Source organism: Comamonas sp. Z3 (assembly GCF_008121565.1).
Classification (GTDB): Bacteria; Pseudomonadota; Gammaproteobacteria; order Burkholderiales; family Burkholderiaceae_C; genus Comamonas; species Comamonas brasiliensis.
Genome location: NZ_VOQU01000004.1, coordinates 322,347 through 348,883 on the forward strand (window position 1 = coordinate 322,347; position 26,537 = coordinate 348,883).

Genomic DNA, 26,537 nt, shown 5'->3' on the forward strand with positions numbered 1-26,537 from the left:
TATTGATATTAATGAAAATCGTGCATAGCTTGCACTAAATCCTGCCAAGGAGCTGGCTGAAACCCTGTCGCATTGCGAAATCGCGTTGAGTCCAATGAGCGATCAATAAGCAAATGATCATCTGGTAGGATTTCTATATCCTTTTGATAAACCTTTGCCACTATCTCCAATAAGTCAAACTTATTGATTGGCTCGGCTGACACGTGATAAAGACCACTAATTTCTGGGTGGGGAATAACGTGATTATGGATTAGGCGCGCAATTTCTACGGTAGGAAGACCAGAAAATATCGCGCGACGATAACCCTTCACAGCCCCTTGCTGAGAAAGGAACCACCCAACAAGACTACGCGCGCCACTCAACTCATGGCCAATGATTGAAGTTCTTAGAGTAATTGCATGTGGATAGTCAACCTCTCCCAACAATTTACTTCGGCCATACATATCTTGAGCGTCAGGGATATCACCTTCAGTATACATCCCTCGATATCCAGAGAATACACAATCAGTACTGAAGTGTATTAGTCGAGCATTAACCATCTCACACATAGAAGCCAGACGATGTGGCAATAGAGAGTTTATTGGAATTGCTGCCAATGCATTTTTCGACACCGATAGCTGCTTTACCAAACCTACACAATTAATAACCAAAGTTGGTTTGACAGAGGAGAATAAACCAATCAGGCTATCTGAACTCTCAACATCCACACCCGAAACGATCCTCGATCGCATCGCTTTAGGAAATAACAAAGAAGAATCTGAGGAACGCACACTCCCCCAAACCTCATAAGAAGAAAACTGTGATAAGAATCTAAAAATAGAACTTCCCAGCATTCCAGAAGCTCCAATTACAAGAATTTTATACGTCATGTCTCACCTCAAACACTTGATGTAGGAAAGCAGCAGGGGAATCGAAGCAAAAATCTGGCTCTTTATATTGCATAAACCTCTTGACTGCACGAGCTATTGACAAAGGAGACTTCGGATCAAAAGTTTGAACAGGAGCACAAACATCTCGAACATAATCAAGCTCTGATGCCACAATAGGTACATCTAAAATACTGGCTTCCACCAACGGCAATCCGAAAGACTCCAGAAGAGAAGGATATATTAAGGCATGAGATGATTTATACAAAGAACTTATATCCTTGTGTGGAACGAAGCCCAAATCAACAATTTTTAGTTTGTGTTCTTTTATCAAATCATCGAGCAAAGTCTTGATCCGTGAATCCCTATCACTTAATGTAATAGCCAATTTCGGATAAATCCCCTCTTCACTCAATATCTTCCAAGCTAAAAATAAATTACAATGATTCTTATGCGCCTCACCATCGGCGACATAAACAAAGTCCCAGTCATTTTTTATATTCCTGGAGTGATCTACCTTCAGATATCCAAATGGTGAAATTTTTATGTGTTGTCTTTTTTGGTTAACCCTCTTTAAAAGAAGATTTCTCATTGAAGCCGTTTGCACAAAGAAAGTATTTACTTTCTTTTTTAAGAAAGAAAACAATAATTTTTCAATCGAGATACGAATTCTGGTTTTTAGCTTAAATTTACTTAAGTCAACTTTATCTATAATAATTCTGTTTTGAATAAACAAAAAAATACCAGCATTACTACTTATTAATGGAGGAATTCCATTGAGGCATAAGACCCTTGCCCCCTTAGAAGAGGACATCCAAAGATCCACCTCGGAAAGAAGCCGCCCCCAAATCCCTGTCCTTACCCAAGTAATATTTTTATCATCTGCATCAATACAAATTATTTTCTTAAATCGGCAATCCAAGTAATATCTTATCTCATAGCTTTTAGCGCTCTTGATTAAATCATTCAATAGAACAGCACCTCCACCAGCATGGATATTTGGAGCAAATACTATATTATTATTTTTCATATACTTTATTCAACGCCAAGAATTTCTCCACTCTGCTATTCCATGAAAAATTTTTCATCATTAAATTTCTTGAACTCTCCCCAATTTCCCTTGCGAGTTCTTTATTTTCCAGAACAAGCTTAATCTTTTCAATAAATTGAGATTCGGAGTTGGCAACCAGTCCATGAGTAGAATCCAAAAATCCCTCAATCCCATTGAACGCGGTCTCATCGCCAACAACAACACATGCTGAAGCCATCGCTTCAAGCACCTTATTGATTGTCCCGTAGCCCTTGAATATAGGGGCAACAAGTATCTTGGATTTAAAATAGAATGAATCCAGTTCATCAACAAAAGGTATGTATTCTATCGATAAACTCTTAAATAATTCTATGTCTTTATTCGTTGCGCCTTTGCCAATAATTATAAAAGATGGACGAGGTTTACTCAATTTAGAATAAACATTATTAATAAACCAATTTAAGGAATTTTTATAGAAATCATCCAAAGTCCCAACGAATATTAAATCATATTCTTTATCTGAATTACCGAAAAAATAATTCTCAGAAACACCATTTTTGAGTTCGATTACGTTGAGTTTCTTATTATTTTTCTCTTCAAAGAAATCGACTTCCTTCTGAGACTGAACAGCCACAAAACTCGCCTTCTCCAACAAGCCACTCTCAATAGAAGACATTGCAGAAGCTCTCAAACTATAAAGCTTCCTGAGTAAGAAATTATTCTTTTTCTTTGATAGAGCACGCAAAGTTAATTCATAGGAATCATTAACTGATGCAATCGTATCTTTCGCGTCTATTCGTAATTCATTCTTGAATTTTAACCACAGAGCAAAAGGACGAATTGGACTAGCCCATATCAAATCATAAGACGTGAGAAATTGATGAGGCTCTTTCTCACCAGCTAAATTCCAGCTCTCGAAAATTGCTTCATGTCCACGCAATTCATTGAAGAGGCCTCTGAATTTATTTTTTCGTGTTAATAGAACTCTATGAAAATAATTAATGAATGGCATTAGACCAGCATCAATCGGATAATTGTCGCCTGTATCAAAATACAGTAAGTCAACCAAATATCCCCTCGAATGAAATTGCTTAATGAAGTTCGCAACCGGGATAGTCACGCCATTTCTAGCAGGGAATGGAAATTCATCGACGACAAAAAGTACTTTCATATTTTCCTCTGACCTGCAAAATAGCTAAATACGTATATTATTATGGAGAATATAATCATCTTTTCAACCCCCCCATAATACCCATCTGCACATAGATATATAATTAATGCGGGAAGATTCCCTAACAAGCAATACTTTAAAAGTATATTATTTGATTTACATACGAACAATATTAAGAAATTAATTAAAAATCTAAATGAAAATCCATAGATAACACATAAAAGTGCATCGTCTAGAATTGCAAGCATTCCTAGAATTCCAGGCGCAAATGTACTCTGCACCGAATCGTGTTGACCTAGTAACTCTTGGGCAATATAGAAGTCCAATGGCTTCTGGTTAAATTGATTTCCAGGAACTATCCTTTCCAAAAAATCAAAAATCAAATATCCAAAAGAAAAAACACCCCTAACTAAATTATTTTCAATTAAAGAAACACCAAAGAACGTTCCCTCAGTCAATCTATTGGAGAATGGATTAATATCATAAATATTGGATGAAGTACTACCATCGCCTCCCCGGACGTAATTAGCAATGGGATTCAACAAAAATACATAAATCAGCAACAATATTACTAACGGAAGAATTAACTTATAAATTTCCTTGTATTTCTTCCTTGAAGCATATCCAAAGAAAAAAGATAAGAAGATATTTAGCAATGGACTTTTCCAGCCACATGCCAATTTATATAGTACGTAGCCAGAAATCAAAATTAACAGCGTTTTTTTGTACTTCAAAAAAGAAGCATCATCAAAACCGATGGCAAAACTTATGAGGCATGCCAAATAATCTATCGGAAATGCATAATAGTAAATTCCTGAATTCCCAAGATTTGTCGAGCGCCCCGCAATATTATAATCAAACAAAAAACTAATCAAAATCATAAAAAATAGCGACCCGAAAAACCAAACAATAGCGCTTCTCACAACAAAGTCCGGTTGCAAAGAATTAATTTTTATTGTTTTTATTTTAAATTTCACTATAGATCCAATCCACCATCCGAAAATACATAAAATCAGATAATATATTGAATAATTAACTGTTTTCCTTTCTACAAAGATTTCACGGAAATCACCACCAATAAAAGTATTAAAGCTCCCCCACTTCAATAAAGAAATCAAAGGAACCCCAACAAACAAAGTCACACTTATATAAAACAAAATATCGAATACATCACCTTTTTTTATTATAAACAATAGAAAAAAAAGCAAAAACACAACAAAAAAATACGGATACAGACTATCCGCATAAAATGAAAGTAAAAATATAAAAAATATGGGAAGCAACAGAAAAATTATAGTTCCACCACTATAATTAGCCCTTATTAATACTGTTTTACTTTCCATTTTATATGTTTTTTCGCAAATAGAAAAGCGATAAGGCACTGCGCCCCAAAATAGATCGGAACCGCTATCGCAGCCCCACTTAATCCATAATGATATATAAATAGAATGCCCACACCAACAGATATAAGAGCACCAAAAAATTCAGTTACCAAAATAGCTCTGGTATTTTTATGCGTATAACAAATTCTATTCGCCACATAGGATAGAACAAGTAATCCATTACCAGCAATAATCCAAGGGAGCAAATGTGCAGCATCTCTATAACTCTCTCCCAGAAATAAACGTGCAATATAGGACTGGAAGAAGTATGCAGTAAGGAGAGCGACAGATACCCCGGCAGTAATCAAAAAACCCCACGCAATAATATATTTATTCTGCTGCCTAAAATTTTTCTCAATTACAGCTGCAACATAAACAGGCCTTATTGCTGACTCAACGACCGATCCCATCATTAATATGGGTTTGCTTGCCAGACTGTAAATAGCCACATACAAACCCACATCAGTTGCAGTTAGCAAGCCCCCTATAATATATCTGTCAGACATTCCTGAAATCCAGCCAATTATCCCCAGAGGCAACAAAGGCAATGTATATATCCATATTTCTTGATTAAGAGAATTGCCTTCAATTTTTGATTTGACTATTCTTATTTTAAAATCTTTATCTAGAAAGCTCTTCACAAAGAAATATGATAGAACAGCACCAACCAATGACCCTGCAAGCAAAGCCGTCAAGCTGCTGTCAAAAATATATACAACTCCCGCACCGAATAAGGGGCGCAACCATGAATCACAGACAATCCAAATTGAACTGACTTTATGGGACCTCTTTGCATTGAGAAAGGTCACATGCTCAAGTCTCAAGACTTCAAAAAAAATCAAAAATACAACAAAAATTAAATCAATTATCGTCAGGTAGCCAAATAGCAGGCACGCTATTGATAAAATTAACAATACGGGTGACAAAAAAAACAGTAGCCTCGATACTTGACTTTGCGTTATTTCCCACAAGTCATTAACTTCTCCTTTCTTTGAAAACTTCGGATAATAGGTAAACACTGCTTGCATTGTTGGATTAACGAATCCATTAGCAATAAGTATAATAATTCCGAGTATTAAACTAAATTGTCCAAATATTTCCGCAGGAGATATTTCAGTTAAAAGTCTAACCCCTATTAACTGACCTGCACCAGCAAATATACTTAAAATCAATAACCAGAGTCCATCCGAGATAACCGATTGCTTTACTACTTTAGGCACCTAATTAACTCTTCCGTATTGATCAAAAAATCTGACAATGTCATCCTCTCCCAAATAGTCTCCGCTTTGAACCTCAATTATTACCAAGTCTAGCATCCCGGGATTTTCCAATCGATGCTGGCATCCCGCCGGAATATAGGTAGATTCATTTGCGCGCACGAAAAACTCTTTGTCGCCATTAACGACCTTAGCCATACCACTTACCACAATCCAGTGTTCGCTTCGATGATGGTGCATTTGCAGACTTAGGCTCGCACCCGGCTTGACTTCAATACGCTTCAGCTTGAAACGGCCCCCCTCCCCAAGCACTGTGTAACTACCCCAAGGGCGACTTACTGTGCGATGCAATTTATAGGCTTGATGTCCTTTTGTTTTCAGATTAGCGACGACTTTCTTTACGTCTTGCGCGCGCGAAGTGTTGACAACCAACAATGCATCTGGCGTATCGATAATCATCAGGTCGTGTACACCGACCGTAGCCACTAGACGCTCATGGCTGTGCACATAAGTATTATGGCTATCAACAAACACGACATCATCACATGTCGATCGGTTTCCATTTTGGTCAGGAGTGGACAAATCGCTAACCGCAGCCCAAGATCCAATATCATTCCAGCCGATATTGGCGGGAACTACTACGACATTATTGGAGCGTTCCATGACTGCATAGTCAATCGAAATATCTGGTACTTGACTAAACGCTTGCGCGGGAATATCGAGCATCTCTCCATGAATTTTCCCTTTCTCCATAGCATTCCAGCATACTTGGATTGCATTTTCGACATCGGGAGCATGTAATGCCAGTTCATCAAGAAATACACCTGCTTGAAAGCAGAACATCCCTGAGTTCCACAAAAAATTTCCAGAGGAGACGTATTCGCGCGCGATGTCTAAAGACGGCTTTTCCACAAAACGTGCCGCTTTAAAACCTGCGGCACATGCTTCACCAGTTTCTATATAGCCAAATCCAGTCTCTGGCGTGCTGGGAACAATGCCAAAAGTCACAAGTTTTCCGGCCTCTGCGCTAATCCGCGCAGCCGAAACAGCTTCGACGAAGCGTTCTTGGTCTTGAATCAAATGATCTGCAGGCATGACCAACATCACCGCATCTCGACCGTACTCCGCAGTAACAGCGATTGCCGCCAACGCAATCGCAGGCGCAGTGTTACGCCCCACAGGCTCCAACAAGAATTTCCCTGTAGCTCCTTGTCCAAGTAAGGACAGTTCGTCCTTACTCATAAAGAAGTAGTCCCGGTTGGTGACTGTCATCAGCGCGCTGCCCTCAGCGACCGCTGCTGCACGACGGTAGGTCTTCAACAGCAAGCTCTCGCCATCTGCAAGTTTCATAAAGGGCTTGGGGAAGCCTTCACGAGAGACAGGCCATAACCGTGTGCCAGCGCCGCCGGACAGAACAACGGGAACAATCATCTTTTTATCCATGAACAAATGCGTCTCGTTGTGGGTATCTAAAAACTGTGCGACTACCCAAAAAGGTGGTCATTGGAACTTCGTTAAACAGCAATTCTTGCCAGATCAGCCACTCGATTCATTGCAATGTGCAGACTCGCCAGCAAACCCAGTCGATTGGCCTTGAGGGCTGGATCTTCCGCATTGACCATGACTTGTTCGAAGAACGCATCGACCGAAGCACGCAATGCTGCCAGGGTTTGCAGGCTGGCGGTGTAATCACCTGCTGCAAACTGTTGCTGAGCTTTCGGTGCCACCTGCTGCAGCACCGCATACAGGTCTTTTTCGGCCTGTTCCAGCAGCAGCGCGTCGTTCACCTGGGGCTGAACGTCAGCTTCGGCCTTCTTCAGAATGTTACCCACGCGCTTGTTGGCCGCCGCCAGGGCTGGAGCTTCGGGCAGGGTCGCAAAGGCACGCACGGCTTCCAGGCGCTTTTGCACGTCGGACAGGCGCTGGGGCTGCAGGGCCAGCACGGCTTCCACTTCCTGGGCGCTATAGCCTTGTTCGCGGAACATATTGGCGAGGCGGTCGTAGATGAATTCGACCAGTTGGGGCGTAGCGTCCTGGATCTTGTCGCCGAAAGCGGGCAGGGTGCTGACCAGCAGGGTTTCCAGATCCAGCTCCAGATCCTTTTCGACCAGCATGCGGATCACGCCCAGCGCATGACGGCGCAGGGCGAAAGGATCGCGGTCGCCGGTGGGCAGGTTGCCGATGCCGAACATGCCGACCAGGGTTTCGAGCTTGTCGGCCAGGGCCACGATCACGCCAACATCGCCGCGCGGCAGTTCGTCGCCGGCAAAGCGGGGCTTGTAGTGGTCTTCGATGGCGTCGGCCACGGCCACATCCAGGCCGTCGTTCTGGGCGTAGTAGCGGCCCATGATGCCTTGCAGCTCGGGGAACTCGCCCACCATGTCGGTGACCAGATCGGTCTTGGCCAGCATGGCTGCCTGATCGGCCAGACGGCCCAGCTCGGAGTTGCCCAGTTGCTGGGCAATGCTCTTGGCGATAGCGCGTACGCGGGCGATGCGTTCGCCCTGCGTGCCCAGCTTGTTGTGGTAGACCACCTTGTCCAGTTGCTCGACGCGGCTGGCCAGGGTCTTTTTGCGGTCCTGGTCGAAGAAGAACTTGGCGTCGGCCAGACGCGGGCGCACCACACGCTCGTTGCCGCCGACCACGGCCGAAGCGTCCTGGGGCTGGATGTTGCTGACGATCAGGAACTGGTGAGTCAGCTTGCCGTTGGCGTCCAGCAGCGGGAAGTACTTCTGATTGGCCTTCATGGTCAGGATCAGGCATTCCTGGGGCACGGCCAGGAATTCCTTCTCGAATTCGCAGACCAGCACGTTGGGGCGCTCGACCAGGGCCGTCACCTCGTCCAGCAGGGCCGGGTCGTCGATGGGGATCACGCCGCCGCCAATGCGCTCGGCAGCTGCCTGCAGTTGGCGGGCGATATCGGCACGGCGCTCGGTGAAGCTGGCGATCACGGCGCCCTCTTCGCGCAGTTGCTCGGCATAGCTGTCGGCGTTCTGGATGACCACGGGGTCCACAGCGGCTTCAAAGCGGTGGCCATGGGTGGCGGCACCGGCCGTCAGGCCCAGGGCCTTCACGCCGATCAGCACCTGGGTGCCATGCAGCACGACCAGACCGTGGGCCGGACGCACAAAGTGCACGCTGGTCCAGCCGTCCTGCAACTGGTAGCGCATGACCTTGGGGATGGGCAGCTTGGCCAGCGCTTCGTCCAGAGCCTTTTGCACGCCATCGGTCAGCAACACGCCCTTGGCCGTGGATTCGTAGAACAGGGCTTCGGCCTTGCCTTCGCCCTGGCGCTTCAGAGCGGCCACGGCGGATTCGTCGGCACCCAGGGCCGCCAGCTTTTTCAGCAGTGCAGCCGTGGGCTTGCCCTCGGCATCCAGCGCCACGGAGACTGGCATCAGCTTTTGCGAGACCGCCTTGTCTTCGGCCTGGGGCAGCACTTCGGTGATGTGCACGGCCAGGCGGCGGGGAGAGGCGTAGGCCGTCAGGCGCGACTCGGTCGATGCCAGCAGTCCCTGGGCCTTGAGCTGCTCGAAGATGACGGCAGCAAAAGCGTCACCCAGCTTTTGCAGCGCCTTGGGAGGCAGCTCTTCGACAAACAGTTCAACCAGTAGATTCGATGCGTTCATGATGATTCTGATAGCAGTCAGCGCTTGTCAGATCAAGGCTGGCTGCTGAAATTTTGGAATATGGGACGGTGGTAGCGTGAAAGCGGCTCAGGCAGGTTCAGGCGGCCTTCTTGGCTGCCTGCTCTGCGGCCTTGGCCAGTTCTGCCAGCACCTCGTCGGCATGGGCCTTGGAAGCCATGGGGAAGCCCAGACGTGCACGGCTGTCCAGATAGCTCTTGCCCACGGCACGGGCCAGGTTGCGGATGCGGCCGATATAGGCAGCGCGCTCAGTCACCGAGATGGCGCCACGGGCGTCCAGCAGGTTGAAGGTATGGGCGGCCTTGAGCACCTGCTCATAGGCGGGCAGCGCCAGCTGGGCATCGATCAGCTGATTGGCCGTGCCTTCATGGGCCGCAAAGGCGCTGAACAGGAACTCGGCATTCGAATGCTCGAAGTTGTAGGTGGACTGCTCCACTTCGTTCTGGTGGAACACGTCGCCATAGGACAGGCCGTCGGTATAGACCAGGTCGTACACCGATTCCTTGCCCTGCAGATACATGGCCAGGCGTTCCAGACCGTAGGTGATCTCGCCCGTGGCGGGCTTGCAGTCGATGCCGGCGACCTGCTGGAAGTAGGTGAACTGGGTCACCTCCATGCCGTTGAGCCAGACTTCCCAGCCCAGACCCCAGGCGCCCAGCGTGGGGTTCTCCCAGTCGTCCTCGACAAAGCGGATGTCGTTTTTCTTCAGATCGAAGCCCAGGGCTTCGAGCGAGCCCAGGTAGAGCTCGAGAATATTGTCGGGTGCGGGCTTGAGCACCACCTGGAACTGGTAGTAGTGCTGCAGGCGGTTGGGGTTCTCGCCGTAGCGACCGTCCTTGGGACGACGGCTGGGCTGCACATAGGCAGCCTTCCAGGGCTCGGGGCCGATGGCGCGCAGAAAGGTCGCGGTGTGCGAAGTGCCGGCGCCGACTTCCATGTCATAGGGCTGGAGCAATGCACAGCCCTGTTCGGCCCAGTAGGACTGCAGTTTCAGAATGATTTGTTGGAAGGTCAGCATGACTTGTATACGTTCGCGCGCCAGCAATCAGTGGCGATTGCGGGCGGCATCTTCATTAAGAGGTGTTCTGGGCGGTATCGACCGCATAAGCGGTAGATTCTAAGTCTGTGCCACTGATCACGGACGTAGTCTGTCTGCGCGGCCCCACAGCGGGCATTTTCACGAAACGGCCCCGGCCGGTGATTTCAAACTGTGAAAAATAAAACGCTAGCACTTACCACGCATGAATAGACAGATGCAACATCAATCGATCCTGAAACTATTGGATAGCGAGCGCAGTGCGCTCACTTTTTAACAATTTCCGCGCAACTGCCATGCATCCCGGATGCCGGCTGCTGCGGTTTGCCTCCTAGAATGATTCCTTTCCCGTCATCCTCTTTCGGAGCACGTCATGGATTTCATGAAAATCATCACCAAGCAACTGATCGAAATCATCGAATGGACCGATGATTCGCGCGACACGCTGTCGTATCGCTGGCCTGATGAAGACAAGGAAATCAAGAACGGCGCCCAGCTCATCGTGCGTGAGTCGCAGCAGGTGCAGTTCGTCTCCGAAGGCCAGTTCGCAGACCTGTTCAACCCGGGCCGCTATCTGCTGACCACGCAGAACATCCCGATCCTGTCCACGCTGCGCGGCTGGAAGTACGGCTTCAACTCTCCCTTCAAGTGCGATGTCTACTACATCAACACGCGCTTGTTCACGGGCAACAAATGGGGCACCTCCAACCCCATCATGATGCGCGACAAGGACTTTGGCGTGATCCGTCTGCGCGCCTTCGGTACCTATGACTTCCGCATCACCAACGCCGCCCTGTTCCTCAAGGAAGTGGCGGGCACGGACCAGAACTTCCGCATCGACGAGTTTGCCGACACCATGCGCTCGCGCATCGTCAGCATCTTCTCCGAAGCCCTGGCCAAGGCCCAGGTACCGGCACTCGATGTGGCCCAGCGCTACAGCGAGCTCGGCGACGCGCTGCTGCAGCTCATCAACCCGGCCGTCAGCGAGAAATACGGCCTGGAAATCACCAGCTTCCTGCTGGAAAACGTTTCCGTGCCGCCCGAAGTGGAGCAGGCCATCGACAAGCGCTCCAGCATGGGCGCCATCGGCAACCTCAACGACTATGTGAAGTACCAGATGGGCCAGGCCATGGCCAACGGCGGCGAAGGCGCTGCCGCAGCCACCATTCCGGCCACCATGGCCATGGGCTTCGGCATGGCCCAGGAAATGATGAAGGGCATGCAGGGCGGCGGTGCGGCAGGCACGCCAGCCGCTGCAGTGGCAGACCCCTTCTCCCCGGCGGCAGCCCAGGCCGCCCAGACGCCTGCTGCCCCGGTCGCCGCCGGCCTGCAGGTGCTGACTCCCGCCCAGGCCGCCCAGGTGCTGGGCGTGGCCGAAGCCGATGTGCTGGCCGAAATCCAGGCCGGCAACCTCAAGGCCCGCCAGATCGGCAGCCAGTGGCGAATCGCCCAGGCTGCGCTGGACGAATTCCTGCGCGGCTGATCCGCAATCCATGGCCTCGGGTGCACGTCATGAATGAACACAAACCGGTTTTCATCAGCACCACTCCGGTGCTGGCATCGCTGGACATGGAGCGCACCGTGGCCTTTTACGCCCGCGTGCTGGGCGCCAGAACCGTCCACGCCCAGCCCGGCGAGTACGGCATCGTCTCGCTGGGCGGGCTGGAGCTGCATTTCTGGGCCTGCCAGGACCCGGAGATTCCCAGGCAGACCAGCTGCCGCATCCAGGTGGTGGGGATTGCCGCCCTGCATGCGCAGTGTCTGGCCGAGAATGCGGTTCACCCCAATGGCGGTCTGCGCCAGCAGCCCTGGGGCACCCGGGAATTCAGTCTTCTCGACGCAGATGGCAACTGCGTGACCTTCTACGAAACCCATCCCGCCGCTGCTGCCGCCTGAACCCGTTTTTGCCGTGGCCACACCCGCTTCCTCTTCTCGCTCTTCCGGATCTGCATTCACGCCTGTCTCCGAGACGGCGCCCCCCTCCATGGTGGGCAAGCATGTCTGCCCCGAATGCGGTGGCAATCTGGAGTGGAATGCCAAGGCCCAGTCGCTCAAATGTCCTTACTGCGGCACCATCGTTCCCTGGAGCGAGCAGACACAGCCCGAGCCGGGACGTGCCGTCGTGGAGCAGGATCTGGCCGAGGCCTTGCGCAACCCGGCCAGCGGTCGCGGCTGGGGCTCGGACGAGCGCTATGAGGTGCAGTGCCAGAACTGCCGCGCCATCTCGGTGTTTCTCGGCAAGCACGTGGCCCAGCGCTGCGACTTCTGTGGCTCGCCGGCCATCGTCGCCCACGAGGAGCGCAGCGACGCCATCACGCCGCAGAGCATCCTGCCGTTCAAGATCAGCGACGGCCAGATTCGCGACAAGATCCGCCAGTGGTATGGCAGCCGCTGGTTTGCTCCCAGCAAGCTCAAGAGCGCCGCGCTGACGGACACACTGCACGGCGTCTATCTGCCCTACTGGACCTTTGACGCCCATGCCAGCGCCCATTGGTGGGCAGAGGCCGGCTATTACTACTACACCACCGAGTCCTATCGCGACGGCAACGGCAATCTGCAGACCCGCCAGGTCCAGCATGTGCGCTGGGAGCCGGCATCGGGCAGCCTGCAGCATTTCTTCGACGATGAGCTGGTGCCCGGCACCGTGGGCGTGCACGCCCATCTGCTGCGCCAGGTGGAGCCCTTCCCGACCACCACCGACCTCAAGCCCTACAGCCCGGAGTTCGTGCGCGGCTGGACGGTGGAGCGCTACCAGGTGGACCTCTCCAAGGCCGCCAGGATCAACGAGGAAGACATGGACAGCCAGCTGCGCAGCATGTGCTCGCGCGAGGTGCCGGGCGACACGCAGCGCAATCTGCAGGTCCAGCGCCAATACTCGGGCCGCAGCTTCAAGCACACGCTGGTGCCGGTCTGGCTGGTCGGCTACACCTATGGCAGCAAGACCTACCAGATCGTGGCCAATGGCTACACCGGCCAGATTGCGGGCGAACGGCCTTACAGCTGGGTCAAGATCCTGTTTGCCGTGCTGGCCGCCATCGTGCTCGTCATGCTGATTGCACCACTGTTCGTGCAGCAGTGACGCTCATGCTTTGATAGCTGCTTGCGCTTTTCAGATATAGTTTTTGATTTCATTTTCTTGAAATATGACAGCCTGCGAGCGCTAGCAGCTATTCAACTCGTAGCAGTTACCAGGCCATCCAGACTTCCTCGGCCAGACCAAAAGCCGTGCTCGCGCCCGAGCCACTGGTCACGGCCACCACGCGTGTCGCTGCATCGGGTGCTTTGACAAAACAAGGGGCTTCGGCACTGGAGGGGTAGATGCCCGTCCAGCGCTCCACAACCTGGGCGTTGTCGATATGCAGTGCCTCGTTCATATGTCGCAGCATGAGCTGGTCGACGGCTTCGCCGGCAAAAGGCTGGGGCGCGCTGCCGTAGTGATGCGAATCGCCCACTACCAGCGAGCCGTCGGCGCTCTGAACGGCAATCAGGTGGATGCCGTGCTTCAGGCTTTGCGCCTCCTCGCGCTCCAGCTCGGCGCGCAATGCTGCGGCTTCGGGCAGCGCGCTATAGCCCTCGTAGCGCACCAGGCTCAGATCCCCCATGACCGATCCCTCAAGCTTGAAGCCTGCTTGCGGCTGCACGCGCAACATCTGCAACTGGCACAGCTGCACTTGGTTGTCAGTCCATTCACTCGCGAACAGCCCGCCTGGATCGGCGTTGTTGCAGACCACCACGCGTTCGGCGTGATAGCTGGCACGCGAAGTGGTCACGCGCGGCGTTGCCACTTCCATCACGCTTTCGCTATAGGCGAAATCCACTCCCAGCGCCTGCTGCAACCACAGTGCCAGTTGCGGGATGGCCGTGCGCGACTCCACACGCAGCTCATGTGGGCTGTAGAGCACGGACTGCAGCGCGTCGGTGCGCAGCGCCGAATGGCGCGCTGCGGCCTGGGCTGGCGTCAGTAGTTCACAACCTGCGCCCATTTCGGTGTGCATAAAGGCTTCAAGCACTGCAGCGGCAGCAGGACGGCGCGCCGTCAGCCACAGGCCGGAATGCAGGACATCGATACCGGCCTTGGGCGCAATCTCGGCCCAGACATCGCGTGAGCGCATGGCGCGCCGCCAATGGGCACCGGCGCGCTGGCCCGTGATGGTGACAAAGCCAAAGTTGCGAATCGAGGCGCCCAGGCAGGCACCGTCGCGCTCTATCACCAGCACGGAGCGCCCGCGCGTGGCAGCGGTATAGGCATGGGCCAGGCCGACAATGCCGGCGCCGACGACGATCAGATCGTAGTTTTTCATAGCGTTACAGAAAAAGCAGACAAGCCAAGTCCCTGCCGCAGCGCCCAGGCGATGCAGCGAGAGACGTTCGGAGAATCACGTGATGTGGAGAAAGTCCTCAGCGCTGGCGCCAGTGCTGGGTACGCCGCTGCAGCCAGGCATCCAGCAGCGCAATCAGCAGGCGACCCGCGGCTGCAGTGGCAAAGATCAGCGTGGCCATGGCGGCGGCGGGAGCGATGTCGCCTGCGTCATCCATGGCCAGCACGGCCACCGAGGCCAGTGTGGTTTCGGGCGAGTACAAGAAGACCACTGCCGACACCGTGGTCATGGCATTCACGAAGAAGTAGCCCGCTACCTGCATCACCGCAGGCAGGCACACGGGCAGATGCACACGCCACAGCAGCGTCCAGAACGGCACGCCCATGGAATCGGCCACGCGCTCGTATTCGGCGTCCAGTTGCTGCAAGGCGGTGAGCTGGGTGATGTGTGCCACCGAGAAGAAATGCGCCACCGAGCACAGCACCAGAATGCCCATGGATCCATACAGAAAGTGCAGCGGATTGCCGCCCGCATTGAAGAACAGGATATAGCCCAGACCCAGCGCCAGCCCTGGCACCGCCATGGGCAGCGTGGCCACCGCGTGCAGCCATTGGCGCGCGCGCACCCAGCCTGTGGGCCTGGCCACCAGATAGGCGCTCAGAAAGCTCAGCAACGCACCGGTCACTGCCGTGGCCACGGCCATGGTCAGCGAGTTGGCGTAACTGGCCCAGCCGCCGCCGTCCATCATGTCGAACTGGTAGTGCTTGAAGCTCAGGCTCAGGTTGTAGGGCCAGAAGCTGACCAGGGATGCCAGCACGGCCATGCCCATCATCGCCAGCAGCGCCAAAGCCATCAGGCTGCAATACACCAGCAGCGCGCGGTCGAGCACCGCGCAGGGCTGCGGCACCAGAGGCACGGCCCGCACGCTCATGGCAGCGGCCTGCCGGACACGCAAATGGCGCTCGGCAGCAAAGGCCAGGCCCGCAGGCACCAGCAGCAGCATGGCCACCACGGCACCCATGGACAGGTTTTGCTGGCCAATCACCTGCTTGTAGATATCGGTGGCCAGCATCTGCGTGTTGCCGCCAATCACCTTGGGCACGCCAAAGTCAGTCACCACCAGAACGAACACCACAAACCAGGCAATCATCAGCCCGTAACGGCTGGCTGGCAGCGTGACCTGACAGAAGCTGCGCCAGCGGCCCGCGCCCAGCGTGGCGGCGGCCTCATACAGGCGCGCATCGCCCGAGGCCAGCGTGGTGCACAGAATCATCAGCGCATGCGGAAACGTCCACAGCACCGAGCCAAGAATGATGCCAAACGGGCCGTAGGCCTTGCCGCCCGCCAACCAGCTCTTGAGCAGACCCTGTGCGCCAAAAAGATAGATCAGGCTGATGGCCATGAGCAGCGACGGCGCCAGCAGAGGCACCAGGGCGATCGCGCGAAAGAACCTGGCCAGCGGCATGCAGCTGCGCATCACGCCATAGGCATAGCCATAGGCCAGGGCCACACACAAGGTGCTGCTGACGGCCGACAGCCACAGGCTGTTGAACAGCGACTGGCCTACGCCCGGCGTTTGCGCGTAGGCGAGGTACTGGGCCAGGCCCGAGAACTTGCCATCGGCCGACACAAAGCTGCGGCCCAGCAGCGCTCCCACGGGCAGTGCAATGGCCACCAGCAGCGCGCCCAGCAGGCCCAGCACCAGCGCGCCCAGCCAGAGCTTTTCCCAATGGAAGAATCGCGTTTTCCGTGGCGCCGCAGGGCTGATGCTGTGTTGCTGGCACGATGCCGCTGCGGGCGCATAGCTCCCCACGGGCAGCGCAGAAGAAGAGGCATCCATGCTCATGCCGCCTTTCGCAGAAGCTCGGGTGCTGCCAGCGACTGCAGCGCAGCAGCCGGCAACTCAACCAGCACCTCGCCCTGCAGCCAGTCGGGCAGACGCGCGTCATGGCGCAGTGGCCATTGCACATCGATCTGGCATTGCAGCGTGGGACTGAACACGCGCACCAGCACCAGCGAGCCCAGGAACGAGGTCTCGACCACCCGCGCCCGGAACAGATTGGGCAGTGCTGCGGGCTGGGCCGGGTGCAGCACCACGCTTTCGGGCCTCACGCCCACCAGCAAGGCATCACCGGCCTCAAAGCCGGCAGTGCAGCATTCAAGCCTCCCCTCGCCCACGCGCACCGCATCGCCCGACTCGGCCACGGCGGGCAGCAAATTCATGCGGCCCACAAAACCGGCCGCAAAGTGGCTGACCGGCTCGGCGTAGAGCTGCTCGGGCGAGCCCTGCTGCTCGATACGCCCCTGGTGCATCAGCACCACGCGGTCTGCCATGGAGAGCGCCTCTTCCTGGTCGTGCGTGACCATCACGCAGGCAATGCCCAGTTGACGCTGCAACTGGCGGATTTCGCTGCGCAGCTCGGTGCGCACCTGGGCATCCAGTGCGGACAGCGGCTCGTCCAGCAACAGCAGACGCGGGCTCGGCGCCAGTGCGCGGGCCAGCGCAATGCGCTGCTGCTGGCCGCCCGACAATTGCGCCGGGTAGCGCTGCGCCTGCGCGCCCAGGCCTACCAGAGCCAGCATCTCCTGCACCCGGGCCTGCACCTGCGCCACGGGTTGGCCCTTGAGGCCGAAAGCCACGTTCTGGGCCGCCGTCAGGTTCGGAAACAGTGCGTAGCTCTGGAACACCACGCCAAAGCCCCGGCGCGCGGCGGGCCAGCGTGTGATGTCCTCGCCCTGAAACACAATGCAGCCCGCATCGGCCTGCTCGATGCCGCACAGAATGCGCAGCAGCGTGGTCTTGCCGCAGCCCGAAGGGCCGAGCAGGCTGACGAACTCGCCCCCCTCCACCAACAGGTCAATGTCGCGCAGCACCGGCGTTTCCTTGTACTGCTTGGCAATATGGTCTATGCGCAGCATCTGCAATCACTTTCAACGTGCAAAAAATTTCAGAGACCTGCTGCGTAGAACTGGCGCTGACCCAGCTCAGAACTGCCGAGCAAGGGCCGCCCCGCAGCGAGGGCAGTGTCCCCCACCAGCGCGCAGCGCCAGAGAGGGGGAAGGCACGGCGCCGCCAAGGCGAAGCGCCTCAGGGGGTGTTACTTCTTCTCCGCCTTGGCTTCATAGCGGCGGCTCCATTCGGAAAGAATGCGATCGCGATTGGCCGCTGCCCAGTTGAAGTCGTTTCTGGCCAGGCGCTTTTCCAGATCGGCCGGAATGAACTCGTGCTTTTCCTGGGCCTCAGGCAATGCCAGGACGGCGAAGTTGGCGGCGTAGAGCTTGTTGGCATCGGGCGTCACCGCCCAGTCGGCCAGGACCTTGGCGGCCTCCTGCTTTTTGCTGGTCTTCAGAATGGCCGTGGCTTCCACATCCCAGCCCAGGCCTTCCCGGGGGAAGACGATGTCGATGGGCGCGCCATCCTTCTTGGTCTTGTTGGCGCGGTATTCAAAGCTCAGGCCCACGGGAAACTCGCCCGCGCCGGCCTGGCGGCAGGGCTTGGAGCCACTGTGCGTGTAGACGCCGATGTTCTGGTGCAGCGCATCCATATAGGCCCAGCCCTTGTCCTCGCCCATCATCTGCAGCCAGGCGGCCACCATCAGATAGCCCGTGCCGCTGGACGCCGGGTGGGGCATGGTGATCGCGCCCTTGAATTCGGGCCTGGTCAGGTCGGCCCAGCTCGCAGGCATGGGCAGCTTGCGCTTGCGGCCTTCCACGGTGTTGAAGCAGACGGCCGACGACCACAGATCCATGCCCACCCAGCTCGGCGTGGCTGCTGCATCGCGCATGCTGGAGCGCACCCTGGCCAGGTTCCTGGGCGCATAGGGCTGCAGCATGCCTTGCTTGTCCAGCAGCATCAGCGAAGTGGCGGCCACGCCCCGATCACATCGGCCTGGGGATTGGCTTTTTCGGCCAGCAGGCGGGCGGTGATGATGCCTGTGCTGTCACGCACGAACTTCAGCTCGATCTCGGGGTGGGCTTTTTCAAAAGCCGCTTTATAGGCCTTGATCTGGTCGGCCTCCAGGGCCGAATACACCAGCAGATCGGTCCTGGCCTGGGCGGCGGAAGCCAGGCCCAACAAGGCCGTGGCAACCGTGGCAAAAGCGCTCAAGGTGAAGCGGCGAGTGGCGGGTGCAAAAGCGTGACGCATGGATAACAGTCCCTTGGATTGATCTTTGCCGCCTGACCAACGCGGTCATTTGCGACATGAGGGAACTGTAGAAACTCACTATGAAACGCTGGTGTCACAGAACTGAAATCTGCCAAGGATGTCATCAGCAAACTTTGTAGTCAGCGCACCGCACCAGTGTTCACCACCGAAATGCTATTGATTCAAAAGCATATTTCGCTTTATCTGTCTCATATTTATATATAAAACCATCCAAATACAAACACATATAAGCGTAAGAAGCTATTGAAATCAAAGCAATCCATCCGCATTGCCGGCTGCAGGGTTCATGTTGAAATCCGGGGACCGCTTTCTTGAAGACTTGGTCATGTTTGCCACACAGCTCAAATCCTTTTTCTGGGTCGCCCGTCTCGGCAGCATCACGCAAGCTGCGCGCCAGCTGGGGCTGAGCCAGCCCACGGTCACGGCGCAGATCAAGGCCTTGGAGGAGCAATATGAGGTCGAGCTGTTCACGCGCCAGAGCGGAAGGCTGGCCATCACCGATGCGGGCCTGAAGCTGCTGCCCGGGATAGAGAAGCTGCTGCTGCAGTCGGCCCAGATCGAATCGGCGCTGCGCCAGTCGGGCCATGTCAACCAGGGCCAGCTGCGCATAGGCGCCACCGCACCCTACTATGTACTGGACATTGTCAAGCGCTATCAGCAGCAATACGCACTGGTGGAGGTCAGCATCGTCAATGGCAATTCGCGCCAGATGATTCAGGCGCTGGCCGAGTACCAGGTGGATCTGGCAACCTCATCGCATCTGGACACCGACCCGCGCCTGCTGCGCCTAGAGCTGGGGCGCGACCCGCTGGCCCTGGTCGTGCACCGGCGGCATGCGCTGGCCGGGCAGAAGTCCGTCGATATCAGGGATCTGGCGAAGAACACGCTGATCCTGCGCGAGCGCGGCTCCATGACCCGGCAGATGACCGAGCAGATGCTGGAAGCCGCCCAGGTCAGCCCACAGCGGATTCTGGAAATTGCCAGCCGCGAATCCATACGCGAAGCCGTGATCCGCCAGATGGGCATCAGCATTTTTGCGCGGCACGAAGCATCGGCCCACCCGGACCTCGTCGTGCTTGATCTGAAAGGCGAGGTGCCCTGTCTGCCCGAATACCTGTACTGCCTGCGCGAGCGATGCGATGCGCAACTGATTCAGCCGTTTCTGCAGATGGCCGAATCAAGAAAGCGCTAGTCGAACAGTTCGGCCCGCTTGAATGCGGGCTGATTCCTGTCCTTTTCGGACAAGGAAAAAGCGATATCGAGCTGGGGCCACTCGATGCCAATGTCGGGGTCGTTCCAGAGCAGGCCCCGGTCCGACTCCGGCGCGTAATAGGCCGTGGTCTTGTACACAAAGTCCGCCGAGTCACTGAGCACCACAAAGCCGTGGGCGAAGCCCGGTGGGATCCAGCGCTGGTGGTGATTCTCGGCACTGAGCTCCGCGCCCACCCATTGACCAAAAGTGGGCGAGTTGCGGCGGATATCCACGGCCACATCAAACACCGCGCCCGAGATCACACGCACCAGCTTGCCCTGGGCATGGGGCGGCAGCTGATAATGCAGCCCGCGCAGCACGCCCTTGCTGCTGCGGCTGTGGTTGTCCTGAATGAACTCGTAGTTCGTCCCCGTGGCCTGGTTGAAGAGGTCCTGGCGAAAGCTTTCCAGAAAAAAACCGCGCGCATCCCCAAACACCGTGGGCTCGATCAGAAAGACATCGGGAATGGCCAAAGGCGTGAACTTCATACGCGCACCTTTTCCTTGAGTACCTGCAGCAGATATTGTCCGTAGCCATTCTTGACCAGGGCCTGACCCATCTTCTCCAGTTGAGTGGCATCAATCCATTTCTGGCGATAGGCGATTTCTTCCGGACAGGCCACTTTCAGGCCCTGGCGCTGCTGCAAGGTGGCAATGAATTGCCCCGCTTCGAGCAGGCTGTCATGGGTGCCGGTATCCAGCCAGGCATAACCTCGGCCCATCAGCTCGACATTGAGCTTCCCTTGCTGCATATACAAGCCATTGAGATCCGTGATCTCCAGCTCGCCGCGCGCCGAAGGCTTGACCTGCTTGGCCAGCTCCACGACCTGTTCGTCATAGAAGTACAGGCCGGTGACCGCATAGTTGCTCTTGGGCTGCTTGGGCTTTTCTTCGAGCGACAGCACCTTGCCGTCGGCATCGAACTCGGCCACACCATAGCGCTCGGAATCTCGCACATGGTAGGCAAACACCGTGGCGCCTTCCTTCCGAGTGTTCGCCTTTTTGAGCAGTGACTGGAAGTCATGACCGTAGAAGATGTTGTCCCCCAGCACCAGAGCACTGGCAGCGCCGTCGAGGAATTTTTCGCCAATCAGGAAGGCCTGGGCCAGACCGTCCGGGCTGGGCTGCACCTCATATTGAAGGTTCAGACCCCACTGGCTGCCATCGCCCAGCAACTGCTCGAAGCGCGGCGTATCCTGCGGCGTGCTGATGACCAGAATATCCCGGATGCCCGCGAGCATCAGCGTGCTCAGGGGGTAGTAGATCATGGGCTTGTCGTAGATCGGCAGCAGCTGTTTGCTGATGGCCAGGGTGGCAGGATGCAGACGGGTGCCGGAGCCGCCAGCCAGAATGATGCCTTTGCGCTTTGTCGTCATGATGAATCAATGGATGGCTTCCAACGCTTTACCAATCAGCGCTCGAAGCGATTTTTGAAATTACAGAATCTCGCGCAGCATGCGTTCCACGCCATACTGCCATGCAGGCAAATGCAGTTGCATGGCCGCTTGCAGCTTTTGCGTATCCAGACGCGAGTTCAAGGGTCGCGCGGCCGGTGTCGGGAAGGCCGTGGTCGGCACGGCGGCAATGCTTTGCACCTTCCAGTCCAGATCCGGTCGCAGGTTCTGTGCGCGTTCGATCACATGGCTGGCATAGGCATGCCAGTTGGTCTCTCCTGACGCGACCAGATGGTAGAGACCGCCATCGCCTTCATGAGCGCTCATATGGCGCACGGCATGGGCCGTGACATCGGCGATCAGATCGGCGCCGGTCGGCGCGCCCCATTGATCGTTGATCACGCTGAGCGCTTCACGCTCCTGCGCCAGACGCAACATGGTCTTGGCAAAATTGCCACCACGCGCCGCATAGACCCAGCTGGTGCGAAAAATCAGATGACGGCAGTTTGTGGCCGCTATCCGCTGCTCGCCTTCAAGTTTGGTGCGGCCATAGACCGATAGCGGCCCCGTTGCATCGCCCTCCTTGCGTGCCGCACTGCCGGAGCCGTCGAAGACATAGTCGGTGCTGTAGTGCACCAGCAGGGCGCCCAGGCTTTTGGCTTCGAGCGCCATGACTTCGGGCGCCTCGGCGTTCAGGCGCCAAGCCAGATCAGGCTCGCCCTCGGCCTTGTCCACCGCCGTATGCGCTGCGGCATTGACGATCACATCCGGGCGCACGCTGCGAATGGTCTGCGCCAGCGTCTGCAGATCGCCGACATCGCCGCACAGGCTGTTTCCATCCACATTCACGCTCTGGCGATCCAGCGCAATCACCTCGCCCAAAGGCGCGAGACTGCGCTGCAGCTCCCAGCCGACCTGACCGTTCTTGCCCAGCAGCAACAGCCTCATGCCGATGCCTCGTCGGTGTACTGCTTCTGCACCCAGTCGCGGTAGGCGCCGGACTGCACATGGGCCACCCACTCGGGGTTGGCCAGATACCACTGCACGGTCTTGCGAATGCCGGTCTCGAAGGTCTCGGCAGGCTTCCAGCCCAGCTCGCGTTCCAGCTTGCGTGCATCGATCGCATAGCGGCGATCATGGCCGGGACGGTCGGTCACATAGGTGATCTGCTCGGCATAGGTCTTGCCGTCGGCGCGCGGGCGCAACTCGTCGAGCAAGCTGCACACGGTCTTGACGATATCGATATTGGCCTTCTCGTTCCAGCCGCCCACGTTATAGGTCTCGCCCAACTGGCCGGCCTCGAGAACACGGCGGATGGCGCTGCAATGGTCGCGCACATAGAGCCAGTCACGCACCTGCATGCCGTCGCCGTAGATGGGCAGCGGCTTGCCCGCCAGCGCATTGACAATGACCAGCGGGATCAGCTTTTCCGGGAAATGCAGCGGGCCATAGTTGTTGCTGCAATTGGTCGTCAGCACCGGCAAGCCGTAGGTGTGATGCCAGGCCCGCACCAGATGGTCGCTGGCTGCCTTGCTGGCCGAGTACGGGCTGTTGGGCTCGTAATTGTGCTCTTCGGTAAACGCTGGATCGGTCGGCGCCAGCGTGCCATAGACCTCGTCGGTAGAGACATGCAAAAAGCGGAAGCCGGACTTGGCCTCGCCTTGCAGACCATGCCAATAGGCGCGTACCGCTTCCAGCAGGCGGAAAGTGCCCACCACATTGGTCTGGATGAAATCCTCGGGACCATGAATGGAGCGATCCACATGCGACTCGGCCGCAAAGTTCACCACGGCGCGAGGCTGGTGCTGCGCCAGCAATTGCGCAAGCTTTGCACTGTCGCCGATATCGGCCTGCACAAACACATGGCGGGCATCGCCGTTCAGGCTGGCCAGATTCTCCAGATTGCCCGCATAGGTCAGTTTGTCGATGTTGACCACGGGCTCATCCCCATGCACCAGCCAGTCGAGAACAAAGTTGGCACCGATAAAGCCTGCACCGCCTGTCACGAGAATCATAGAGAGCCGCCTGTCGGTTTCGGTGATCGCGATAAAGCCCAACCTATGACAATCGAGCTTGGCACACTCAAGCCCAGCGCTTATCAGCCATTACCAGCAGGCCATCAAAGACCAGGTTGTTGATCAGCTCAAAAGGTCGGGTCATGCTGGGAGACATTTTCCAGCCGGCACCGCCCGCCATGATGCACATGGGCTCTGCGCCGCAGTGTTCTGCCAGATGCTGGTACATGCGCTCCACGGCACCTGCAATCGCATAAGTGCCGCCGCTGGTCAGCGCATCGCTGGTGTTCTTGGGAAAGCATCGGACTTCACCGGTAGGCACATGCAGGCCCGCAGTACCACCTTCCAGGGCCCTGAGCATGATGCCATGCCCTGGAATGATCAGGCCGCCCAGAAAATGGCCTTGCGCGTCCATGGCATCGACCGTCACTGCGGTGCCCACCATAACCGTGATCAAGGGCCTGGCCTCTCCCAATTGCAACATGTGGTGACGCGCACCAATCATAGCCACCCAGCGATCCGCCCCCAGCCTGGAGGGATGGTCGTAGCCATTGGTCACGCCGGCTTCTGCAACGGAAGGAACGACCCACTGAGGCTCGAGATTCCAGCCCAGCATGAGTTCGATCTGCTCGTGCACCCTGCGCCTTGCCGTCTCGCCGGCAACCACGCAGCCCAGCATGCGCTCGGGAGCCGGCAAGCCTGCCCAGGCACCTTCTGCCAGGCGCTCGATATGTTCCAGGAACTCCGCTCCATGGGCCAGCAAGGCAGCACCCGGGCGATGATCTTCATACATGGCCCACTTCAAACGGGTGTTGCCAATGTCTATGGCCAAAAATGTCATGCGGCGGATTATCAGCACTTTTCCCCGTGCCAGACAGCCTCTTGTCACATTCATTACAAGCGGGCAGGAAATTGTCAAAGAAAGCGCTCAGTCCATATCCTGCAAGAATTCATTTTGATTTCCCGTTAAAGTGAACCGCTTTCTTCCACCACTTTTGAGGAGTCGAAACCATGGGTCTGTTCAGTTTCATCAAGGAAGCCGGAGAAAAACTGTTTGGCGGCAGCGACGCACATGCTGCTGCATCGGCCGAAGACTTGAATGCCAAGGCGGCTCAAGCGATCGCCAGCTATATCAACACCCAGAATCTTGGCGTATCCGACCTGCAGGTTCAGTTCGATGGCTCTCAAGGCAAGGTGACGGTCAACGGGACCGCCCCCACTCAGGCCATCAAGGAAAAAGTGACGCTGTGCTGCGGCAATGTGGCCAATGTCCAATCCGTGGACAACCTGATGACGGTGACCAACCCCGAGCCGGAAGCCCAGTACCACGATGTGGTGCGCGGCGACACTCTGTCGGCCATCTCCAAGAAGTACTATGGCGACGCCAACAAGTACAACGTGATTTTTGAAGCCAACAAGCCCATGCTCAGCAACCCGGACAGGATCTATCCCGGCCAGAAGCTGCGTATCCCGACGCTGTAAAGACGGCCCCGCAAATACTGTTACGCACAAAAGCGCTCGAAGGAGCGCTTTTTCCATTCCTGGCGAAGCTAGACTGCGGCTTATGAAAACTCTGCTCACAGGCGGCGCCGGCTATATCGGCAGTCATACCGCCATTGAACTGCTAGGCCAAGGCCATGAAGTCGTTATTTTCGACAACTTCAGCAACAGCCATCCTGAAGCCATCCGCCGCGTGGAGCAAATCACTGGACGCACCATTGCCGTGATCAATGGCGATGTACGCGATCAGGCGGCGCTCGAGCAGGCATTGCGGGAGCATGACATTGACAGCGTTGTGCACTTTGCCGGCAAAAAGGCCGTGGGCGAATCCGTTAGCCAGCCGGTGGACTACTACGACAACAACGTGAACGGCACCCTGGTGCTGCTGCGCGCCATGAAAAAGCACGGTGTGCGTAATCTGGTGTTCAGCTCTTCGGCGACAGTCTATGGATCGCCGCAATACTTGCCACTCAATGAAGTGCATCCCACTTCGGCCACCAATCCTTATGGCCGCAGCAAACTGATGGTGGAAGAGATTCTGTCTGACCTCTACCACTCCGATTACCAATGGTCGCTGGCCGTGCTGCGCTACTTCAATCCGATTGGCGCCCATGCCAGCGGCCTGATTGGTGAAGACCCCTCAGACATTCCCAATAACCTGCTGCCTTTTGTGGCGCAGGTCGCCGTGGGCCGCCGTGAAAAACTGCAGATCTTCGGTGGTGACTACGACACTGTGGATGGCACAGGTGTGCGTGACTACATTCATGTCGTGGACCTGGCTCGAGGTCACGTCAAGGCGCTCGAAAAGCTGGCCGGCCTGGCCAAGCCAGAGCTGCTAACCATCAACCTGGGTACAGGCAATGGTTACAGCGTGCTGGAAGTGCTGCATGCCTTCGAAAAAGCCTGCGGCAAGACCCTGCCTTATGCGATCACAGACCGGCGCCCCGGAGATGTGGCCAGTTGCTATGCAGACCCCGATCACGCCCTCAAAACCCTGGGCTGGCAAGCCGAGCATGATCTGGACACCATGTGCGCCGACACCTGGCGCTGGCAAAGCCAGAACCCCAACGGCTACCGGCCGGACTAGAGGCAGCGGCCCAAGCCCTGCACCTTACTGATGCCAGGGCAGGCCGCGCTTGCGCCAGCCTCCAAGCTGGCCGCGCTGACCGCTGGCATCCACATCGCCTTCGAAACCCTCAAGAATGTTGTAGGCCTCGATCCCCAGACCGGCTGCGCGCTGGGCCGCGGCCACTGAGCGCACTCCGCTGCGGCACAGCAGCACCACTTTCCGGCCCTCGGGGACTGCAGCTCGCAGCTCGGCATCAAAGTTCGGGTTGGCGGCCATGCCTGGCCATTGTTTCCAGGCCACGGCGACAGCGCCCGGCACCTTGCCCACCCACTCACGCTCGGCATCGGTGCGCACATCGACCAGAACCGCCTCGCCAGCCTGCAGCCATTGCCAGGCCAGCTCTGGCGGCACATCGCCCGCATAGCCGGCAGCGGGCTGAATAGGGGTCGTATTGCTCATCTCGTTTCCTGTC

The 26,537-nt window shown here is 55.6% G+C and carries 23 protein-coding genes and 1 pseudogene; 6 read left to right on the top strand and 18 right to left on the bottom strand.

What is annotated here, in order from left to right; genetic code table 11:
* Window positions 1-8 precede the first annotated feature (8 nt).
* The 8 genes from FSY59_RS13610 to glyQ all read right to left on the bottom strand — a co-directional run bounded on the left by FSY59_RS13610 (window position 9) and on the right by glyQ (window position 10,331).
* Window positions 9-869: an SDR family oxidoreductase gene (locus tag FSY59_RS13610; RefSeq protein WP_148729123.1), complete on the bottom strand. Its 861-nt coding sequence runs from the start codon at window positions 867-869 to the stop codon at window positions 9-11.
* Window positions 859-1,896, bottom strand: coding sequence for a glycosyltransferase (locus FSY59_RS13615; RefSeq protein ID WP_148729124.1), 1,038 nt, complete (start codon window positions 1,894-1,896; stop codon window positions 859-861). Before FSY59_RS13615 ends, FSY59_RS13610 begins: the two co-directional genes overlap by 11 nt.
* The gene (locus FSY59_RS13620; protein ID WP_148729125.1) at window positions 1,886-3,067 is read right to left on the bottom strand and encodes a glycosyltransferase family 4 protein; all 1,182 of its coding nucleotides are present in this window, start codon (window positions 3,065-3,067) and stop codon (window positions 1,886-1,888) included. Before FSY59_RS13620 ends, FSY59_RS13615 begins: the two co-directional genes overlap by 11 nt.
* Window positions 3,064-4,410 carry an oligosaccharide repeat unit polymerase gene (locus tag FSY59_RS13625; RefSeq protein ID WP_148729126.1) on the bottom strand — a complete coding sequence of 449 codons (1,347 nt, stop codon included), beginning with the start codon at window positions 4,408-4,410 and terminating at the stop codon, window positions 3,064-3,066. The genes FSY59_RS13620 and FSY59_RS13625 overlap by 4 nt, the downstream gene beginning before the upstream one ends.
* Window positions 4,389-5,669, bottom strand: coding sequence for a lipopolysaccharide biosynthesis protein (locus tag FSY59_RS13630; protein ID WP_148729127.1), 1,281 nt, complete (start codon window positions 5,667-5,669; stop codon window positions 4,389-4,391). The genes FSY59_RS13625 and FSY59_RS13630 overlap by 22 nt, the downstream gene beginning before the upstream one ends.
* Window positions 5,670-7,097, bottom strand: a complete 1,428-nt coding sequence (locus FSY59_RS13635) for a mannose-1-phosphate guanylyltransferase/mannose-6-phosphate isomerase (protein ID WP_148729255.1) — start codon at window positions 7,095-7,097, stop codon at window positions 5,670-5,672. It abuts the gene before it with no gap.
* 83 nt (window positions 7,098-7,180) lie between these two features.
* Window positions 7,181-9,295, bottom strand: a complete 2,115-nt coding sequence (gene glyS / locus FSY59_RS13640) for a glycine--tRNA ligase subunit beta (protein WP_148729128.1) — start codon at window positions 9,293-9,295, stop codon at window positions 7,181-7,183.
* Between the two features lie 97 nt (window positions 9,296-9,392).
* Window positions 9,393-10,331: a glycine--tRNA ligase subunit alpha gene (glyQ, locus tag FSY59_RS13645; RefSeq protein WP_003051022.1), complete on the bottom strand. Its 939-nt coding sequence runs from the start codon at window positions 10,329-10,331 to the stop codon at window positions 9,393-9,395.
* A 391-nt stretch (window positions 10,332-10,722) separates the two neighbouring features.
* Here glyQ and FSY59_RS13650 point away from each other — a divergent pair, with 391 nt between their 5' ends.
* From FSY59_RS13650 to FSY59_RS13660, 3 genes are all read left to right on the top strand, one after another.
* Window positions 10,723-11,832, top strand: coding sequence for an SPFH and helix-turn-helix domain-containing protein (locus FSY59_RS13650; protein WP_003051020.1), 1,110 nt, complete (start codon window positions 10,723-10,725; stop codon window positions 11,830-11,832).
* 29 nt (window positions 11,833-11,861) lie between these two features.
* Entirely contained in the window at window positions 11,862-12,245 is a 384-nt protein-coding gene (locus FSY59_RS13655) for a VOC family protein (RefSeq protein WP_050873941.1), read from the top strand.
* 88 nt (window positions 12,246-12,333) lie between these two features.
* Window positions 12,334-13,428 carry a TFIIB-type zinc ribbon-containing protein gene (locus FSY59_RS13660; RefSeq protein WP_148729129.1) on the top strand — a complete coding sequence of 365 codons (1,095 nt, stop codon included), beginning with the start codon at window positions 12,334-12,336 and terminating at the stop codon, window positions 13,426-13,428.
* Between the two features lie 106 nt (window positions 13,429-13,534).
* Here the strand turns inward: FSY59_RS13660 and FSY59_RS13665 are convergent, their stop codons facing one another.
* The 4 genes and pseudogenes from FSY59_RS13665 to FSY59_RS13680 all read right to left on the bottom strand — a co-directional run bounded on the left by FSY59_RS13665 (window position 13,535) and on the right by FSY59_RS13680 (window position 18,815).
* Complete coding sequence (locus FSY59_RS13665) at window positions 13,535-14,650, bottom strand: TIGR03364 family FAD-dependent oxidoreductase (RefSeq protein WP_148729130.1); 1,116 nt, start codon at window positions 14,648-14,650, stop codon at window positions 13,535-13,537.
* Window positions 14,651-14,747: 97 nt separating this feature from the next.
* Complete coding sequence (locus FSY59_RS13670; protein ID WP_148729131.1) at window positions 14,748-16,508, bottom strand: putative 2-aminoethylphosphonate ABC transporter permease subunit; 1,761 nt, start codon at window positions 16,506-16,508, stop codon at window positions 14,748-14,750.
* A gap of 2 nt (window positions 16,509-16,510) precedes the next feature.
* A complete protein-coding gene (locus tag FSY59_RS13675) occupies window positions 16,511-17,587 on the bottom strand; it encodes an ABC transporter ATP-binding protein (RefSeq protein ID WP_148729132.1) in 1,077 nt (358 codons plus the stop codon).
* A gap of 179 nt (window positions 17,588-17,766) precedes the next feature.
* Window positions 17,767-18,815 (bottom strand): annotated as a pseudogene (locus FSY59_RS13680) (putative 2-aminoethylphosphonate ABC transporter substrate-binding protein).
* Window positions 18,816-19,161: 346 nt separating this feature from the next.
* On the opposite strand from FSY59_RS13680, the gene FSY59_RS13685 reads away from it, so the two are divergent.
* Window positions 19,162-20,028, top strand: coding sequence for a LysR substrate-binding domain-containing protein (locus FSY59_RS13685; protein WP_148729133.1), 867 nt, complete (start codon window positions 19,162-19,164; stop codon window positions 20,026-20,028).
* Here the strand turns inward: FSY59_RS13685 and rfbC are convergent.
* From rfbC to FSY59_RS13710, 5 genes are all read right to left on the bottom strand, one after another.
* Window positions 20,025-20,576: a dTDP-4-dehydrorhamnose 3,5-epimerase gene (rfbC, locus tag FSY59_RS13690; protein WP_148729134.1), complete on the bottom strand. Its 552-nt coding sequence runs from the start codon at window positions 20,574-20,576 to the stop codon at window positions 20,025-20,027. The genes FSY59_RS13685 and rfbC overlap by 4 nt on opposite strands.
* The gene (rfbA, locus tag FSY59_RS13695; RefSeq protein WP_148729135.1) at window positions 20,573-21,463 is read right to left on the bottom strand and encodes a glucose-1-phosphate thymidylyltransferase RfbA; all 891 of its coding nucleotides are present in this window, start codon (window positions 21,461-21,463) and stop codon (window positions 20,573-20,575) included. The genes rfbC and rfbA overlap by 4 nt, the downstream gene beginning before the upstream one ends.
* Window positions 21,464-21,523: 60 nt before the next feature.
* On the bottom strand, window positions 21,524-22,429 hold the full coding sequence (rfbD, locus tag FSY59_RS13700; protein ID WP_148729136.1) for a dTDP-4-dehydrorhamnose reductase: 906 nt from the start codon (window positions 22,427-22,429) through the stop codon (window positions 21,524-21,526).
* The gene (gene rfbB / locus FSY59_RS13705; RefSeq protein ID WP_148729137.1) at window positions 22,426-23,496 is read right to left on the bottom strand and encodes a dTDP-glucose 4,6-dehydratase; all 1,071 of its coding nucleotides are present in this window, start codon (window positions 23,494-23,496) and stop codon (window positions 22,426-22,428) included. The genes rfbD and rfbB overlap by 4 nt, the downstream gene beginning before the upstream one ends.
* A 67-nt stretch (window positions 23,497-23,563) precedes the next feature.
* Complete coding sequence (locus FSY59_RS13710) at window positions 23,564-24,337, bottom strand: type III pantothenate kinase (RefSeq protein ID WP_148729138.1); 774 nt, start codon at window positions 24,335-24,337, stop codon at window positions 23,564-23,566.
* A gap of 170 nt (window positions 24,338-24,507) precedes the next feature.
* Between FSY59_RS13710 and lysM the strand changes: the two genes are divergently transcribed.
* Together lysM and galE are read left to right on the top strand one after the other, a co-directional pair.
* Window positions 24,508-24,978, top strand: coding sequence for a peptidoglycan-binding protein LysM (lysM, locus tag FSY59_RS13715; protein WP_148729139.1), 471 nt, complete (start codon window positions 24,508-24,510; stop codon window positions 24,976-24,978).
* Between the two features lie 82 nt (window positions 24,979-25,060).
* Window positions 25,061-26,083: a UDP-glucose 4-epimerase GalE gene (gene galE / locus FSY59_RS13720; protein WP_148729140.1), complete on the top strand. Its 1,023-nt coding sequence runs from the start codon at window positions 25,061-25,063 to the stop codon at window positions 26,081-26,083.
* A 24-nt stretch (window positions 26,084-26,107) separates the two neighbouring features.
* Here the strand turns inward: galE and FSY59_RS13725 are convergent, their stop codons facing one another.
* Window positions 26,108-26,524 (bottom strand): rhodanese-like domain-containing protein, encoded by a 417-nt coding sequence (locus FSY59_RS13725; protein WP_148729141.1) that lies wholly within the window; start codon window positions 26,522-26,524, stop codon window positions 26,108-26,110.
* Between the last annotated feature and the right edge of the window lie 13 nt (window positions 26,525-26,537).

Excerpts from the sequence above, each read along its gene's own strand:
- glyS (WP_148729128.1), bottom strand. The coding sequence starts at position 9,295 with ATGAACGCATCGAATCTACTGGTTGAACTGTTTGTCGAAGAGCTGCCT.
- FSY59_RS13655 (WP_050873941.1), top strand. The coding sequence starts at position 11,862 with ATGAATGAACACAAACCGGTTTTCATCAGCACCACTCCGGTGCTGGCA.
- FSY59_RS13635 (WP_148729255.1), bottom strand. The coding sequence starts at position 7,097 with ATGATTGTTCCCGTTGTTCTGTCCGGCGGCGCTGGCACACGGTTATGG.
- FSY59_RS13650 (WP_003051020.1), top strand. The coding sequence starts at position 10,723 with ATGGATTTCATGAAAATCATCACCAAGCAACTGATCGAAATCATCGAA.
- FSY59_RS13725 (WP_148729141.1), bottom strand. The coding sequence starts at position 26,524 with ATGAGCAATACGACCCCTATTCAGCCCGCTGCCGGCTATGCGGGCGAT.
- FSY59_RS13710 (WP_148729138.1), bottom strand. The coding sequence starts at position 24,337 with ATGACATTTTTGGCCATAGACATTGGCAACACCCGTTTGAAGTGGGCC.
- FSY59_RS13675 (WP_148729132.1), bottom strand. The coding sequence starts at position 17,587 with ATGCTGCGCATAGACCATATTGCCAAGCAGTACAAGGAAACGCCGGTG.
- FSY59_RS13685 (WP_148729133.1), top strand. The coding sequence starts at position 19,162 with ATGTTTGCCACACAGCTCAAATCCTTTTTCTGGGTCGCCCGTCTCGGC.
- rfbC (WP_148729134.1), bottom strand. The coding sequence starts at position 20,576 with ATGAAGTTCACGCCTTTGGCCATTCCCGATGTCTTTCTGATCGAGCCC.
- lysM (WP_148729139.1), top strand. The coding sequence starts at position 24,508 with ATGGGTCTGTTCAGTTTCATCAAGGAAGCCGGAGAAAAACTGTTTGGC.
- FSY59_RS13660 (WP_148729129.1), top strand. The coding sequence starts at position 12,334 with ATGGTGGGCAAGCATGTCTGCCCCGAATGCGGTGGCAATCTGGAGTGG.
- FSY59_RS13610 (WP_148729123.1), bottom strand. The coding sequence starts at position 869 with ATGACGTATAAAATTCTTGTAATTGGAGCTTCTGGAATGCTGGGAAGT.
- galE (WP_148729140.1), top strand. The coding sequence starts at position 25,061 with ATGAAAACTCTGCTCACAGGCGGCGCCGGCTATATCGGCAGTCATACC.
- rfbA (WP_148729135.1), bottom strand. The coding sequence starts at position 21,463 with ATGACGACAAAGCGCAAAGGCATCATTCTGGCTGGCGGCTCCGGCACC.
- FSY59_RS13665 (WP_148729130.1), bottom strand. The coding sequence starts at position 14,650 with ATGAAAAACTACGATCTGATCGTCGTCGGCGCCGGCATTGTCGGCCTG.
- FSY59_RS13625 (WP_148729126.1), bottom strand. The coding sequence starts at position 4,410 with ATGGAAAGTAAAACAGTATTAATAAGGGCTAATTATAGTGGTGGAACT.
- glyQ (WP_003051022.1), bottom strand. The coding sequence starts at position 10,331 with ATGCTGACCTTCCAACAAATCATTCTGAAACTGCAGTCCTACTGGGCC.
- rfbB (WP_148729137.1), bottom strand. The coding sequence starts at position 23,496 with ATGATTCTCGTGACAGGCGGTGCAGGCTTTATCGGTGCCAACTTTGTT.
- FSY59_RS13670 (WP_148729131.1), bottom strand. The coding sequence starts at position 16,508 with ATGGATGCCTCTTCTTCTGCGCTGCCCGTGGGGAGCTATGCGCCCGCA.
- rfbD (WP_148729136.1), bottom strand. The coding sequence starts at position 22,429 with ATGAGGCTGTTGCTGCTGGGCAAGAACGGTCAGGTCGGCTGGGAGCTG.
- FSY59_RS13620 (WP_148729125.1), bottom strand. The coding sequence starts at position 3,067 with ATGAAAGTACTTTTTGTCGTCGATGAATTTCCATTCCCTGCTAGAAAT.
- FSY59_RS13615 (WP_148729124.1), bottom strand. The coding sequence starts at position 1,896 with ATGAAAAATAATAATATAGTATTTGCTCCAAATATCCATGCTGGTGGA.